The 14,019-nt window shown below is 54.9% G+C and carries 11 protein-coding genes; 7 read left to right on the top strand and 4 right to left on the bottom strand.

What is annotated here, in order from left to right; all coding sequences use genetic code 11:
• Positions 1 to 345 precede the first annotated feature (345 nt).
• The 5 genes from nagE to NYE85_RS21145 all read left to right on the top strand — a co-directional run bounded on the left by nagE (position 346) and on the right by NYE85_RS21145 (position 9,276).
• A complete protein-coding gene (gene nagE, locus NYE85_RS21165; protein ID WP_259006700.1) occupies positions 346 to 2,382 on the top strand; it encodes an N-acetylglucosamine-specific PTS transporter subunit IIBC in 2,037 nt (678 codons plus the stop codon).
• A gap of 247 nt (positions 2,383 to 2,629) precedes the next feature.
• The gene (gene glnS, locus NYE85_RS21160; protein WP_259006699.1) at positions 2,630 to 4,297 is read left to right on the top strand and encodes a glutamine--tRNA ligase; all 1,668 of its coding nucleotides are present in this window, start codon (positions 2,630 to 2,632) and stop codon (positions 4,295 to 4,297) included.
• A gap of 514 nt (positions 4,298 to 4,811) precedes the next feature.
• On the top strand, positions 4,812 to 6,218 hold the full coding sequence (locus NYE85_RS21155; protein ID WP_259006698.1) for a chitoporin ChiP: 1,407 nt from the start codon (positions 4,812 to 4,814) through the stop codon (positions 6,216 to 6,218).
• A gap of 49 nt (positions 6,219 to 6,267) precedes the next feature.
• Complete coding sequence (gene chiQ / locus NYE85_RS21150) at positions 6,268 to 6,594, top strand: ChiQ/YbfN family lipoprotein (RefSeq protein WP_259006697.1); 327 nt, start codon at positions 6,268 to 6,270, stop codon at positions 6,592 to 6,594.
• Between the two features lie 18 nt (positions 6,595 to 6,612).
• Positions 6,613 to 9,276: a family 20 glycosylhydrolase gene (locus tag NYE85_RS21145; protein ID WP_259006696.1), complete on the top strand. Its 2,664-nt coding sequence runs from the start codon at positions 6,613 to 6,615 to the stop codon at positions 9,274 to 9,276.
• Between the two features lie 197 nt (positions 9,277 to 9,473).
• Here NYE85_RS21145 and fur read toward each other — a convergent pair whose 3' ends face one another.
• From fur to ybfF, 4 genes are all read right to left on the bottom strand, one after another.
• The gene (fur, locus tag NYE85_RS21140) at positions 9,474 to 9,920 is read right to left on the bottom strand and encodes a ferric iron uptake transcriptional regulator (protein WP_259006695.1); all 447 of its coding nucleotides are present in this window, start codon (positions 9,918 to 9,920) and stop codon (positions 9,474 to 9,476) included.
• Between the two features lie 315 nt (positions 9,921 to 10,235).
• Positions 10,236 to 10,775 carry a flavodoxin FldA gene (fldA, locus tag NYE85_RS21135; protein WP_259006694.1) on the bottom strand — a complete coding sequence of 180 codons (540 nt, stop codon included), beginning with the start codon at positions 10,773 to 10,775 and terminating at the stop codon, positions 10,236 to 10,238.
• A gap of 229 nt (positions 10,776 to 11,004) precedes the next feature.
• Positions 11,005 to 11,292, bottom strand: a complete 288-nt coding sequence (gene ybfE / locus NYE85_RS21130) for a LexA regulated protein (RefSeq protein WP_259006693.1) — start codon at positions 11,290 to 11,292, stop codon at positions 11,005 to 11,007.
• 250 nt (positions 11,293 to 11,542) lie between these two features.
• Positions 11,543 to 12,325 carry an esterase gene (gene ybfF, locus NYE85_RS21125; RefSeq protein ID WP_259006692.1) on the bottom strand — a complete coding sequence of 261 codons (783 nt, stop codon included), beginning with the start codon at positions 12,323 to 12,325 and terminating at the stop codon, positions 11,543 to 11,545.
• 201 nt (positions 12,326 to 12,526) lie between these two features.
• Here ybfF and seqA point away from each other — a divergent pair, with 201 nt between their 5' ends.
• Together seqA and NYE85_RS21115 are read left to right on the top strand one after the other, a co-directional pair.
• The gene (seqA, locus tag NYE85_RS21120) at positions 12,527 to 13,063 is read left to right on the top strand and encodes a replication initiation negative regulator SeqA (RefSeq protein ID WP_259006691.1); all 537 of its coding nucleotides are present in this window, start codon (positions 12,527 to 12,529) and stop codon (positions 13,061 to 13,063) included.
• Positions 13,064 to 13,138: 75 nt separating this feature from the next.
• Positions 13,139 to 14,019, top strand: an 881-nt coding sequence (locus NYE85_RS21115) for a phosphoglucomutase (RefSeq protein ID WP_259006690.1), incomplete at its 3' end; no start/stop codon positions are given.

The following is a 14,019-nucleotide window of genomic DNA, read 5'->3' as shown; positions in this document are numbered from 1 at the left end:
ATTTTTGGTGATATAAATCACAAAAAATGAGGTTTTAATTTGCGATACGAAATAATTTTTTTACACTCCGCATGAACAGACTGCATCCCACTATTACACCTGGGAGTGGCTGGTGGAAATTTGAGCTCGCTGCAAGGCGCAAACCGTGAAGTCTGCCAGATCAAATAAGCGGTCAGTCACGCAAGGCGTGTTCAAATGAACCAACCCGCAGAGGCGCACCCCAAGAGTCCGGCGGTCAATGGTGGGATACAGTCTGTCAAGTGTCATAGGTTATTTCTAAAAGGTAGTGAGCTGGTCTCAATAAACTACCAATAGGGTCCGTCCGCGGACGAATAGGGGGAAAAGGTGAACATTCTTAGTTACTTGCAAAAAGTGGGGCGGGCCTTGATGGTTCCAGTCGCCACGCTGCCTGCCGCCGCCATCTTGATGGGCGTCGGGTATTGGATTGACCCTGTTGGTTGGGGCGGTGACAACGCTCTCGCTGCTTTCTTTATCAAATCTGGCTCGGCCATCATCGACAATATGTCGGTGCTGTTTGCCATTGGTGTGGCTTACGGGATGTCAAAAGACAAGGACGGTGCCGCGGCATTGACCGGCTTTGTCGGCTTCCTGGTGTTGACTACGCTCTGTTCACCGGCCGCGGTGTCGATGATTCAAAAAATCCCCCTCGATCAGGTGCCAGCTGCGTTCGGTAAAATTCAGAACCAGTTCGTAGGTATCCTGGTCGGTATCATTTCCGCCGAGATTTACAACCGCTTTAGCAGCGTGGAGCTGCCGAAGGCGCTGTCGTTCTTCAGCGGCCGCCGTCTGGTGCCGATCCTCATTTCCTTCCTGATGATCCTGGTGGCCTTTATTCTGATGTACATCTGGCCGGTGATTTTCAACGGTCTGGTGAACTTCGGCGAACATATCCAGAAAATGGGTTCGATCGGCGCGGGTATTTACGCGTTCTTCAACCGCCTGTTGATCCCGGTTGGTCTGCATCATGCGCTGAACTCGGTGTTCTGGTTCGACGTGGCCGGCATTAACGATATCCCTAACTTCCTTGGCGGCCAGCAGTCTATCGAAGCCGGCAAAGCGGTGGTGGGCATCACCGGTCGTTATCAGGCGGGCTTCTTCCCGATCATGATGTTCGGCCTGCCGGGCGCGGCGCTGGCGATTTATCACTGTGCACGCCCAGAGAACAAAGCCAAAGTTGCCGGTATCATGATGGCAGCCGCCTTTGCCGCCTTCTTTACCGGCATCACCGAACCGCTGGAATTCTCCTTCATGTTCGTGGCACCGGTACTGTACGTGATCCACGCGGTACTGACCGGCATTTCGGTATTTATCGCCGCCAGCATGCAGTGGATCGCCGGTTTTGGCTTCAGCGCCGGTCTGGTGGATATGGTGCTGTCATCACGCAACCCGCTGGCGACGCACTGGTACATGCTGATCCCGCAAGGGCTGGTGTTCTTCGTTATCTACTATGTGGTGTTCCGTTTCACCATCAACAAGTTCAATCTGATGACTCCGGGTCGCGAGCTGGCGGTTGCCGGTGATGAAAGCGACGGTTATGACGTCAACGTTGATGCCTCTGCCGGCAAAGACGAAAACGAAACCACCACTACCGCTCGCCGTTACGTCAGTGCGATTGGCGGTTCTGACAACCTGACCGGCATCGACGCCTGCATTACCCGTCTGCGTCTGAACGTGAAGGACTCTGCGCTGGTAAATGATGCGCTGGCGAAACGCCTCGGTGCATCCGGCGTCATTCGTCTTAACAAGCAAAGCGTGCAGATTATCGTTGGTACCCGTGCTGAACTGATCGCCAGCGCCATGCGCAACGTGGTGGCAGCTGGCCCAGTGCCTGCCGCTGCAGCCACGGCCGCCGCGCCGGTAACCGAAGCCAAGCCGCAGGCGGTGCCAAACGCGCCGAAAGCGGTGCTGGAAACGCTGGTTGCACCGGTCAGCGGCGAGGTGATCGCGCTGGATCAGGTGCCAGATGAAGCCTTTGCCAGCAAAGCGGTGGGTGACGGTGTGGCGATTCGCCCGACCGACAAAACCGTTGTGGCGCCGGCTGACGGCACCGTGGTGAAGATCTTTAACACCAACCACGCTTTCTGCCTGGAAACGACCAACGGCGCGGAAATCGTGGTGCATATGGGCATCGATACCGTGGCGTTGAACGGCCAGGGCTTCACGCGACTGGTGGAAGAGGGAGCCGAAGTCAAGGCTGGGCAACCGGTTCTGGAACTGGATCTGGCGTTCCTCAATGCCAATGCCCGTTCAATGATCAGCCCGGTAGTAGTCAGCAACGCCGACGATTATGCCGGCTTGACTGCGCAGGCCAGCGGCAATGTGGTTGCGGGCCAGACCATCCTGTTCGAGATTCAAAAATAAGACCGTTTTTCCTGAGTAGTACCTTGGGGGCCAGCGAGTCATGACGTGACGCTCCCAGACGTTGGCGGGAGGAGAGCAATCTCTTCCCGCTTTTTTTTGGGCGTCTGCCGCTGCCTGCAGGCGGCATGATGGATTACGCTGCAGCATAGCCTTATACTTTTTGATGAAACTAACGGTTGTTTCCGCGCGTGGGTTGTTGGATCATAGGCGGTTATGTGAAGCACTCTGGCATTTGAGGAACAGTGAAATGAGTGAGGCTGAAGCCCGCCCAACCAATTTTATCCGTCAAATCATCGACGAAGATCTGGCATCAGGGAAGCATTCAACGGTTCATACCCGTTTCCCGCCTGAACCTAATGGCTATCTGCACATTGGCCATGCGAAATCCATTTGTCTGAACTTTGGCATTGCCAAGGATTATCAAGGCGAGTGCAACCTGCGTTTTGACGATACCAACCCGGTCAAAGAAGATATCGAGTTCGTTGAGTCTATCAAGCGTGACGTTGAGTGGCTGGGTTTCCATTGGAGCGGCAATGTCCGTTATTCCTCTGACTATTTCGATCAATTGCATCAGTATGCGGTTGAGCTGATCAACAAGGGCCTGGCCTACGTTGACGAACTGACACCGGAACAGATCCGCGAATACCGTGGCACCCTGACCGCGCCGGGTAAAAACAGCCCGTACCGCGATCGCACGGTAGAAGAAAACCTGGCGCTGTTTGAAAAAATGCGTAACGGCGACTTTGCCGAAGGTACTGCCTGCCTGCGCGCCAAGATCGATATGGCTTCGCCGTTTATCGTGATGCGCGATCCGGTACTGTACCGGGTTAAATTTGCCGAACATCACCAGACTGGCAAAAAATGGTGCATCTATCCGATGTACGATTTCACCCACTGCATTTCCGATGCGTTGGAAGGCATTACCCATTCGCTGTGTACGCTGGAGTTCCAGGACAACCGCCGTCTGTATGACTGGGTGCTGGATAACATCAGCATTCCATGCCATCCGCGTCAGTATGAGTTTTCACGGCTTAATCTCGAATACGCCATCATGTCCAAGCGCAAGCTGAACCTGCTGGTGACCGAGAACATCGTGGAAGGTTGGGATGACCCGCGTATGCCGACCGTCTCCGGCCTGCGTCGCCGTGGTTATACCGCGGCGTCCATCCGCGAATTCTGCCAGCGTATCGGCGTGACCAAGCAGGATAACAACGTTGAAATGATGGCGCTGGAATCCTGCATCCGCGACGATCTGAACGAAAATGCCCCACGTGCCATGGCGGTGCTGGATCCGGTCAAGGTGGTGATTGAAAACCTGCCGGCAGATGCGCTGGAAATGGTTACCATGCCCAATCACCCGAACAAGCCGGAAATGGGCAACCGTGAAGTGCCGTTCAGTCGCGAAGTGTACATTGACCGCGCCGACTTCCGTGAAGAAGCCAACAAGCAGTACAAGCGACTGGTGCTGGGCAAGGAAGTGCGTTTGCGTAATGCCTATGTCATCAAGGCCGAGCGCGTGGAAAAAGACGCGGAAGGGGAGATCACCACCATTTTCTGCAGTTACGATGCAGACACCCTGAGCAAGGATCCTGCCGATGGCCGCAAGGTGAAGGGCGTGATCCACTGGGTTTCTGCGGCACATGCGCTGCCCGCGGAAATTCGCCTGTACGATCGACTGTTCAGCGTGGCCAACCCGGGGGCGGCAGAAGATTTCCTGGCGACCGTCAACCCTGAATCACTGGTGATCAAGCACGGCTTTGTCGAACCAAGCCTGGCGGCGGCGCAGCCTGAACGCGCATACCAGTTCGAGCGAGAAGGCTATTTCTGCGCCGACAGCCGCTATTCTTCGGCTGAACATCTGGTGTTTAACCGCACCGTAGGCCTGCGTGATACCTGGGCCAAAGCGGGCGTCTAAACCGCTTGGAACAACAAGCGCAACGCCGGTTGCGCTTTTTTTTTGCCGCTTTTCCGCGGCGTCATTCCCTGGTTTTTTCCTGCGCCGATCGATCCGCAAACTGCCCGCCAGCCGTATATTTGCGTTGCGAATTAATGTCGTTTAGAGAGCGCTCTCTAAATTGGTGATAATTCACGACTTTACCATGGCTGAAACCATTCAACTAAGATGTATAAAATTAATTTATCTATAATTATTCTGATTTAATTGAATTTTTTATTCAAAATTCCTTAAATAGATTTGCGTAATAATTTCTCATCAATATGTGCTCTTTGTCATACTTTGACAAACCTATCGTAATTTTCAATTGATAATTCGCGTCGCGAAAAATAGTCTATCAGTAGCAATAAATGCTGTGGGGTTTTTCCCTCATGGCGAAAAACTTTTACCCGATTGGGTTTTTATTAGCGGTCGTGCAGGGCAGTGGTGAACGCGGCGGTCGCACTTTTACGTTACGTCAAAGAGGAATTTTATTATGGCTACGCACGGTGCACGGCGTAAAACGCTGGCGCTCGCAGTCGCGGGTGCACTGTTGGGAACGGGTTTTGCTATGGCCCCTGACGCAAAAGCGGCAGGGTTTATTGATGACTCCACGCTGACCGGCGGTATTTATTACTGGCAACGTGAACGCGACCGTAAAGACGTAACGGATGGCGACAAATATAAAACCAACCTGTCGCATTCCACCTGGAATGCCAATCTGGATTTTTCCTCCGGCTATGCCGCGGATATGTTCGGTATCGATCTGGCCGCCTTTACCGCCATCGAAATGGCTGAATCCTCAGAAAGTGGTCACCCGAACGAAATTGCCTTCTCCAACTCCAACCATGCCTATGACGAAGACTGGTCCGGCGACAAGAGCGGTATCAGCGTTTACAAAGCGGCGGGTAAATTCAAATACGGCCCGGTCTGGGCGCGAGCAGGCTGGATCCAGCCGACTGGCCAAACGCTGCTGGCACCGCACTGGAGCTTTATGCCTGGCACCTATCAGGGTGCTGAAGCCGGAGCCAACTTTGATTACGGCGACGCCGGTGCCCTGAGTTTTTCCTACATGTGGACCGACAAATACAAATCCCCATGGAACCTGGAAATGGACAAGTTCCGTCAGGGAGACAAGAAAACCGGCGTGTCTTATCTGCACTCGCTGGGTGCCAAATATGACTTTAAGAACGATCTGGTGCTGGAAGCGGCATTCGGCCAGTCGCAAGGCTATATGGACCAATACTTTGCCAAAGGTTCTTACAAGTTCGACGTTGCAGGCAACCCGTTGAGCGCCAGCTACCAATTTTACGGGGCACGCGATCGCATTCATGATGCCAAAGACGTCAATCCGGCAGGCACCAGCGATCTGTATGACGGTATGGCATGGCTGCAAGCGCTGACGTTTGGCTACAAAATCGGCCAGGTAGATTTGCGGCTGGAAGGAACCTGGGTGAAGGCAGAAGGTAATCAGGGGTTCTTTTTACAGCGTATGACGCCAACCTACGCCTCCTCCAATGGCCGGCTGGATATCTGGTGGGATAACCGTTCCGACTTCAATGCCAATGGCGAAAAAGCGGTGTTCGCCGGTGCCATGTACGACCTCAGCAACTGGAATTTGCCGGGCTGGGCGGTGGGCGCATCCTACGTTTACGGTTGGGACGCCAAGCCGAGCACCAACCCGATGTATGACCAAAACCAGCGTCTGAAGGAAAGTGCCTATAGCCTGGATGCACTGTACACCATACAAGAAGGGCGGGCGAAAGGCACCTTGTTCAAGCTGCACTTCACGCAATACGACAACCATACCGACATTCCAAGCTACGGTGGCGGCTATGGCAACATCTTCCAGGATGAGCGCGACGTGAAATTTATCGTGATTGCGCCATTTACCATTTTCTAATGCTCCTTCCCCGGTGGTAATGCCGGGGAAACTTGCCCAAGGAACAGCGATGAAAAACGTATTGTTGTTGGTGGCTGCGGTGCTCGGGCTTAGCGCCTGCGTTCAGCCACAAACCCCGCCGGAAGACGCCAAACTGCGCCAAGCCTACAGCGCCTGTATCAATACGGCAGAAGGTTCGCCAGAGAAACTGCAGTCCTGCCAGGCGGTATTGAACGTATTGAAGCAAGAGAAACAGCATCAACAGTTCGCCGAGCAGGAAACGGTCCGCGTACTGGATTATCAGAGCTGCATTCAAGCTGCACACACTGGCAACGGCCAGGCGTATGACGCTCAGTGCGGCAAGATCTGGCAAGAAATTCGCGCAAATAATCACTGATTACGCATGAGGTCGAAGATGAACATATTCAAATTGAGTGCCCTTGCCGCATTGACGGCCAGCGTTGGCATGTTCGGCAATATCGGTAGCGCCATGGCCGATCAACAGCTGGTGGATCAACTGAGCCAGTTGAAACTGAATATCAAGATGGTTGACAACCGTGCGGCGGAAAATGGCGTTGATTGCGCCAGGCTGGGTGCAGACTGGGCGTCGTGCAACAAGGTGCTGATTACGCTGGCCAACGACGGCAAAGATATCACCGGCAAGGATTGGGTGATCTATTTCCACAGCCCACGCCAGACGTTGCAGGTCGACAACGAGCAGTTCACCATCTCTCACCTGACCGGCGATCTGTATAAATTGATGCCGAGCGAAACGTTCAGCGGTTTCCCGGCCGGCAAAGCGGTGGAAATTCCGATCGTGACGGAATATTGGCAACTGTTCAAAACCGACTTCCTGCCACGCTGGTACGCAACCTCTGGTGACGCCAAACCAAAAATGCTGGCCAATACCGATACCGAAGATCTGGATCGGTTTGTGGCGCCGTTTACCGGCGATCAATGGAAACGTACCAAGGACGATAAAAACGTTCTGATGACGCCAGCTTCGCGCTTTGTCAAAAACGCCGAGCTGAAAACCCTGCCGGCGGCATCGTTGCGCGGGCAAATTATCCCGACGCCAATGGAAGTCAAGGTTCATGCCCAGGACGTGGACCTGAGCAACGGCGTGGCGCTGGAACTGAGCGCACTGGCCAAGCCGGCAGCCGATGTGGTCAGAGAACGTTTTACCTTGCTGGGTGTGGCACCGACCAGCGGCGGTTATCCGATTAAAACCGACATCAAGCCGAACGCCTTCAAGGGGGAGCTGGCAGTGGCGGGCGCCTATAAGTTGCAGATCGGCGCCAAACAGGCGGTGGTGACCGGCTTCGATCAGGCTGGCGTGTTCCATGGCCTGCAATCAATTCTGTCGCTGATCCCGATCGCCGGCGACAAGAAAATCGCCACGCTGGAGGTTAAAGATGCGCCGCGCTTTGAATATCGTGGCCTGTTCCTCGACGTTGCGCGCAACTTCCACCACAAGGATGCGGTGCTGCGCCTGCTGGATCAGATGGCGGCCTATAAGCTGAACAAGTTCCACTTCCACCTGACCGATGATGAAGGCTGGCGCATCGAGATCCCCGGCCTGCCGGAGCTGACCGAGATTGGCGGCCAACGCTGCCATGATCTGAGCGAAACAACCTGCCTGCTGCCGCAGTACGGCCAGGGGCCAGAGATTTACGGCGGTTTCTTCAGCCGTCAGGACTATATCGACATCATCAAGTACGCCCAGGCTCGCCAGATTGAGGTGATCCCGGAGGTCGATATGCCGGCGCACGCGCGTGCGGCGGTGATATCCATGGAAGCACGTTACAAGAGACTGCTTGCCGAGGGTAAACAGGCACAAGCCGAGGAGTTCCGCCTGCTGGATCCAACCGACAGCTCCAATACCACCTCGGTGCAATTCTTCAATCGCCAGAGCTATCTGAACCCGTGCCTGGATTCGTCAACCCGCTTTGTCGACAAGGTGATCGGTGAAATTGCCCAAATGCACAAGGAAGCCGGCCAGCCGCTGAAAACCTGGCATTTTGGTGGCGACGAAGCCAAGAACATCCGTCTGGGTGCCGGCTATACCGACATCAAACAGCCGGAACCGGGCAAGGGCATGCTCGATCTGAGCAAAGAAGACAAACCTTGGGCCAAGTCGCAGGTTTGCCAGCAGATGATCGAGCAGGGCAAGGTTGCCGACATGGAACACTTGCCGAGCTACTTCGGTCAGGAAGTCAGCAAACGGGTTAAAGCGCACGGCATCGAGAGAATGCAGGCCTGGCAGGATGGGCTGAAGGATGCCAAAGACGCCAAGGCGTTCGCCACGGCGCGCGTTGGCGTCAACTTCTGGGATACCCTGTACTGGGGCGGGTTCGATTCGGTAAATGACTGGGCCAACAAGGGATACGAAGTGGTGGTTTCCAACCCCGACTACGTCTATCTGGACTTCCCGTACGAGGTCAATCCAAACGAAAGCGGCTATTACTGGGGCACCCGCTTCAGTGATGAACGCAAAATATTCAGCTTCGCACCGGATAACATGCCGCAGAACGCTGAAACGTCGGTGGATCGCGATGGCAACTATTTCACCGCCAAGAGCGACAAACCGTGGCCGGGCGCCTATGGCCTTTCTGCCCAGCTGTGGAGTGAAGTGGTGCGCACCGATCCGCAAATGGAGTACATGATGTTCCCGCGCTCGCTGTCGGTGGCAGAACGAGCCTGGCACCGTGCCAGCTGGGAACAGGACTATAAGGCAGGTCGCGAATACAAGGGCGGAGAAACCCGCTTTGTCGATGACAAAAAGTTGCAGCAGGACTGGTTGCGGTTTGCCAACCTGCTGGGGCAGCGCGAGTTGGGCAAGCTGGATAAAGGCGGGGTGCAATACCGCCTGCCGGTGCCGGGCGCGCGGATTGTCGGCGGCAGACTGGAGGCCAATATTGCCTTGCCGGGTCTGGCTATCGAATATTCCACCGACGGTGGCAAACAGTGGCAACGCTACGATGACAGCGCCAAACCGGCAGTGTCCGGCGTCGTGCAAATCCGTGCGGTCAGCCCTGACGGCCAGCGTTTTAGCCGGGCGGAATCGGTGCAGGCGTAGTGACCAATTCCTCGCTGCGTGTCGGCGGCGGGGCGCTTGGGGAGTGGGGGGAAATACCCTGATGAGAGAGTAAGTTTGCCGCTGCATTGTTATCTTTGTGACAGGATTTCCCCGGTGCGTCCGGGGATTTTTTTGCCTGTCTGACAGGCATAAAAAAACCGCCGTCTGGCGGTTCCTTGCTTATTAATGCATCAGCGTTATTTTTTGTCGTGTAACGTATCGTTTTCACGGCAATCACCGATGGCACAGTGACCGTACAGGTACAGGCTGTGGTTGGTGAGTTTGATGCCGTGCTGTTTGGCAATATCACGCTGACGCGCTTCGATGGATTCATCGCTGAATTCGATCACTTTGCCGCAGTCCAGGCAAATCAGATGATCGTGATGATGCTGCTGGGTCAGTTCGAATACTGATTTGCCGCCTTCGAAATTATGGCGGGTGACAATCCCGGCATCGTCAAATTGGTTTAGTACGCGGTAAACCGTCGCCAGACCAATTTCTTCGCCCATATCAATCAGTTTCTTGTACAAATCTTCCGCACTGACGTGATGGCAAGCCGGATCTTGCAGTACTTCCAGGATTTTGAGTCGCGGAAGCGTGACTTTTAGGCCGGCCTTCTTTAATGCGGTGTTGTTGTCAGTCATGCGGATTCAGTCCTGTTACTATGCTAATCAAGTTGAGGCATTTTTGCCTATGGCATCGGTCGGCACAAAGAATTTATTGCGTCTCATTATAGAACCGGTTGACCTAAATGGAAACCGCCGGTTGTTAACAAAGATATATTCGCACCGTTACATGTCACACATGTAACATCTTGATGGGTGGGATAAACCGAACCGCAGTCTACCGTGACGAGGGGGGAAGTTACAATTTTGTAGCTTCTATCGCTTCAATCCGTGATGTCGATAACGGCCCTGCGTTAATCATGCGCCTCGCAGGGCCTTGGAAATAACCGCCGCTTAACCTACGATGTCCGCCAGGCTCAGCTCTGCGCTGATTTGCGCCACCCAGCCCTTAACGCGTTCGTCGGTCAGTTCGGGTTGACGATCTTCGTCAATCGCCAGGCCGATGAAGTGATCGTCGTCTGCCAGACCCTTGGAGGCTTCGAAATGATAGCCTTTGGTTGGCCAGTGACCGACGATCGCGGCACCGCGAGGCTCGATGATGTCACGAATGGTGCCCATCGCATCACAGAAATATTCCGCGTAATCTTCCTGATCGCCGCAGCCAAACAGCGCAACCAGTTTGCCATTGAAGTCTATTTCTTCCAGCGTAGGGAAAAAGTCGTCCCAGTCACATTGTGCTTCACCGTAATACCAGGTTGGGATACCGAGCAGCAGAATGTCGAATGCATCCAGGTCTTCTTTGCTGCTTTTGGCAATGTCATGCACCTCAGCCACATCGTCGCCAAAGCTCTGACGAAGAAGTTTTTGGATCATCTTGGCAATGTTTTCGGTATTGCCGGTGTCGCTGCCAAAGAAAATGCCTACGTTAGCCATATCGCGTATAACCTTTAAATTCAATTAATTACAATACTCGACGCCCGCCTTTCGCACCGGTATCGTTTAAAATGGCGCCATGGTAGGGAACCAGGTCCCACCGCTAAACGCGTATCATGCCAGAAATTTGCTCCGGGGTTTTATCACGTTTATGCGATGCCCGAAGAATGGAATGCGGAGTTGATCCGGCGTCGTCCTTAACGCCGCGCCGCACGTGCGGCCGATAAGATCATTGTTCTGGCTGTGCTTCCGCCAGTTGCGCCAGCAGCATTTGCTCAATGAGCTCGCTGCGGCTGATATTACGCTGTTCCGCCAGTTTGTTCAGAGCGTCCACCGCATCCGCGTTGATTTTCAGCTCCACACGCCGCAAACCACGTACTTTATCGCGCCGTAGCTGATTCCGCTTATTGATTCTAAGCTGTTCATCACGGGATAGCGGGTTGGTTTTCGGGCGCCCCGGACGGCGTTCATCTGCGAACAGATCCAGCGTCGTGCGATCCGTTTGTTCTTTTGCCATAGGTAGCGGTACTGCAAGGGAGTTTGCATCAAAAAGCGTTTCACGCTTCCGGACGGTTCGGTTAATACAGTTCAGGTCGATAAAACCTAACCCAAATTTGCCCCCATTCCGGCGTGTTACACCACGCTGGCGACGGCGGCAAAATTATAGCGCGCCATATTACCCCAGCAGATGGAGCAACGACAATGCTTTACTGCGTTGCAAACGCGCTAAGCCGTTATCTTTAGCGCGTTTTTTCGCCAATTGGCCGTCAGGCCTGGTCGATGAATCGATGTATGGCGCGCAGTACCGCCTCCGGTTTCTCGGCGTGTACCCAGTGGCCGCTGCCAGCCACTTCATATGCCCGCGCCTGTGGGAACTGGCGGGCAATGTCCTCACGGTAGTCGTTTTTTACGTAAGGTGACAACCCGCCACGGATAAACAGGATTGGCTGCGGCCAGGCGGGCACCGGTTGCCAGCCAATGATGGTTTCATAGTGTTCGATCAGCACCGGCAGGTTGAAACGCCATTCGCCCTGATGGAACGATTTCAGCAGAAACTGAATTACCCCTTCTTCATCCAGCATGGTGCGCATCAGCTCCGCCGCCTGCTGGCGTTGGGTAATGCCGGCAGCGCTCACCGCCTGCAAGGCGGCGAAGATTTCATCGTGGCGCCGGGTTTGATAAGCCACCGGTGCGATATCGATCGCCACCAGCTTGGCGATACGCTCGGGGGCAATCGCCGTCAAGGCCATCGCAGCCTTGCCGCCCATGGAATGACCGATGACGATGGCACGCTCGATATTCAGACTGTCCAGCAGCGTCAGCAAATCCTGCGCCATCGCCGGATAGTTCATCTCGGCTGCGTGTGGCGAAAGTCCATGGTTGCGCAAATCAACCTTTACTACCGGGCGCTGGCGGTTCAAATCACGCGCCAGTACGCCGAGGTTGTCGAGGTTGCCGAATAGCCCGTGTACCAGCACAATCGGCAGGGCGTTTGTCTGTTCGGCCTGGGCGGCCAATAATTGATAGTGTAATTTCATGGCGAAGTTCATGACCTGAAAACATTCTGTTAGGGTATCATACCCACCAGCAAAGAGGTGGGTGGGTAATGCCGGCTATAGGTAATAGTCTGCTTTTGCCCCCAGAGGGCACTTTGTTATGTTTGCTCTCGCGCTTTTAACCTTATAATCCCATAGCTTGAATGCAGAACCCGGTTTCGGGTTCTACGTAGAAAAATACAGTACTGGATAAAGATGAAAACTATTGAAGTCGACGAAGAACTTTACCGCTATATTGCCAGCCACACGCAACATATTGGGGAAAGTGCGTCCGATATTTTACGGCGTATGTTGAAGTTTACCGCAGGGCAGCCAGCGCGCCCCGTTTCTACCGCTGCAAGTGGCAGCGCGGAGCCGGAAAAAGCTGCCGCGTCGCGCCCGCGGGATCGCGTCCGCGCCATGCGAGAACTGTTGCTGTCGGATGAATACGCCGAGCAGAGCAAGGCCGTAAATCGTTTTATGCTGGTACTGTCAACGCTGTACACCCTCGATGCGGCCGGCTTCGCTGCCGCGACCGACGCATTGCATGGGCGTACACGCACCTATTTTGCCGGCGATCAGCAAACGCTGCTGGCAAACGGAACCCATACCAAACCGAAACACGTTCCCGGCACCCCTTATTGGGTGATTACCAATACCAATACCGGCCGCAAGCGCAGCATGATTGAACATATCATGCTGGCGATGCAGTTCCCGGCGGAACTGACAGAAAAAGTGTGCGGCACGATCTGATTTAGCGAACCGCCCGTCCTAGTGGTCGCGCAACCCTTCGCCCGGCCGCTGGACAGAGGAAAGGGAGAAAAGTTGATGGCGAACAATCCACGTGCCGGGCAACCGGCTCAGCAAAGCGATTTGATTAATGTGGCTCAGCTGACGTCGCAGTACTATGTGCTGCAACCGGAAGCGGGCAACGCCGCCCATGCGGTGAAATTCGGCACCTCCGGTCACCGTGGCAGCGCGTTGCGCCACAGTTTCAATGAAGCGCATATTCTCGCCATCGCGCAGGCGATTGCCGAAGTGCGTCGCCAGCAAGGCATCAGTGGGCCGTGTTACGTCGGCAAGGACACCCACGCGCTGTCTGAACCCGCGTTTATTTCGGTGCTGGAAGTATTGACGGCCAACGGCGTCGACGTGGTGGTGCAGGAAAACAACGGCTTCACGCCGACGCCGGCGGTTTCCCATGCCATCCTCAGCCATAACCGCCAGGGCGGTGCGCAGGCTGACGGCATCGTCATTACGCCGTCGCACAACCCGCCGGAGGACGGCGGCATCAAATACAACCCGCCGAACGGCGGTCCGGCTGACACCAACCTGACCTCGGTGATTGAAAAACGCGCCAATGAACTGCTGGCGCAAGGTCTGAAGGGCATACAGCGCCAGTCGCTGGATCAGGCCTGGCGCAGCGGCCGCCTGCACGCGCAGGATTTGGTGCAACCGTATGTCGAAGGGCTGGCGGATATCGTTGACATGCCGGCGATTCAACGTGCGGGCATGAAGCTTGGGGTTGATCCGCTCGGCGGTTCCGGCATCGCCTACTGGCAGCGTATCGCCGAGCATTACGCCCTGGATCTGACGCTGGTTAACGATTCCATCGATCAGACCTTCCGTTTTATGCACCTTGACCACGACGGCATCATCCGTATGGACTGCTCGTCCGAGTCGGCGATGGCCGGCTTGCTGGCGTTGCG

The sequence above is a fragment of the Serratia sp. AKBS12 genome (assembly GCF_024793895.1).
In the GTDB taxonomy this organism is placed as follows: domain Bacteria; phylum Pseudomonadota; class Gammaproteobacteria; order Enterobacterales; family Enterobacteriaceae; genus Serratia_F.
This window is presented reverse-complemented; position numbering and strand designations above follow the sequence as displayed.

What these genes read in the sequence shown, in the direction of transcription:
- glnS (WP_259006699.1), top strand. Translation starts at nt 2,630, where the DNA reads ATGAGTGAGGCTGAAGCCCGCCCAACCAATTTTATCCGTCAAATCATC.
- NYE85_RS21155 (WP_259006698.1), top strand. Translation starts at nt 4,812, where the DNA reads ATGGCTACGCACGGTGCACGGCGTAAAACGCTGGCGCTCGCAGTCGCG.
- chiQ (WP_259006697.1), top strand. Translation starts at nt 6,268, where the DNA reads ATGAAAAACGTATTGTTGTTGGTGGCTGCGGTGCTCGGGCTTAGCGCC.
- NYE85_RS21145 (WP_259006696.1), top strand. Translation starts at nt 6,613, where the DNA reads ATGAACATATTCAAATTGAGTGCCCTTGCCGCATTGACGGCCAGCGTT.
- fur (WP_259006695.1), bottom strand. Translation starts at nt 9,920, where the DNA reads ATGACTGACAACAACACCGCATTAAAGAAGGCCGGCCTAAAAGTCACG.
- fldA (WP_259006694.1), bottom strand. Translation starts at nt 10,775, where the DNA reads ATGGCTAACGTAGGCATTTTCTTTGGCAGCGACACCGGCAATACCGAA.
- ybfE (WP_259006693.1), bottom strand. Translation starts at nt 11,292, where the DNA reads ATGGCAAAAGAACAAACGGATCGCACGACGCTGGATCTGTTCGCAGAT.
- ybfF (WP_259006692.1), bottom strand. Translation starts at nt 12,325, where the DNA reads ATGAACTTCGCCATGAAATTACACTATCAATTATTGGCCGCCCAGGCC.
- seqA (WP_259006691.1), top strand. Translation starts at nt 12,527, where the DNA reads ATGAAAACTATTGAAGTCGACGAAGAACTTTACCGCTATATTGCCAGC.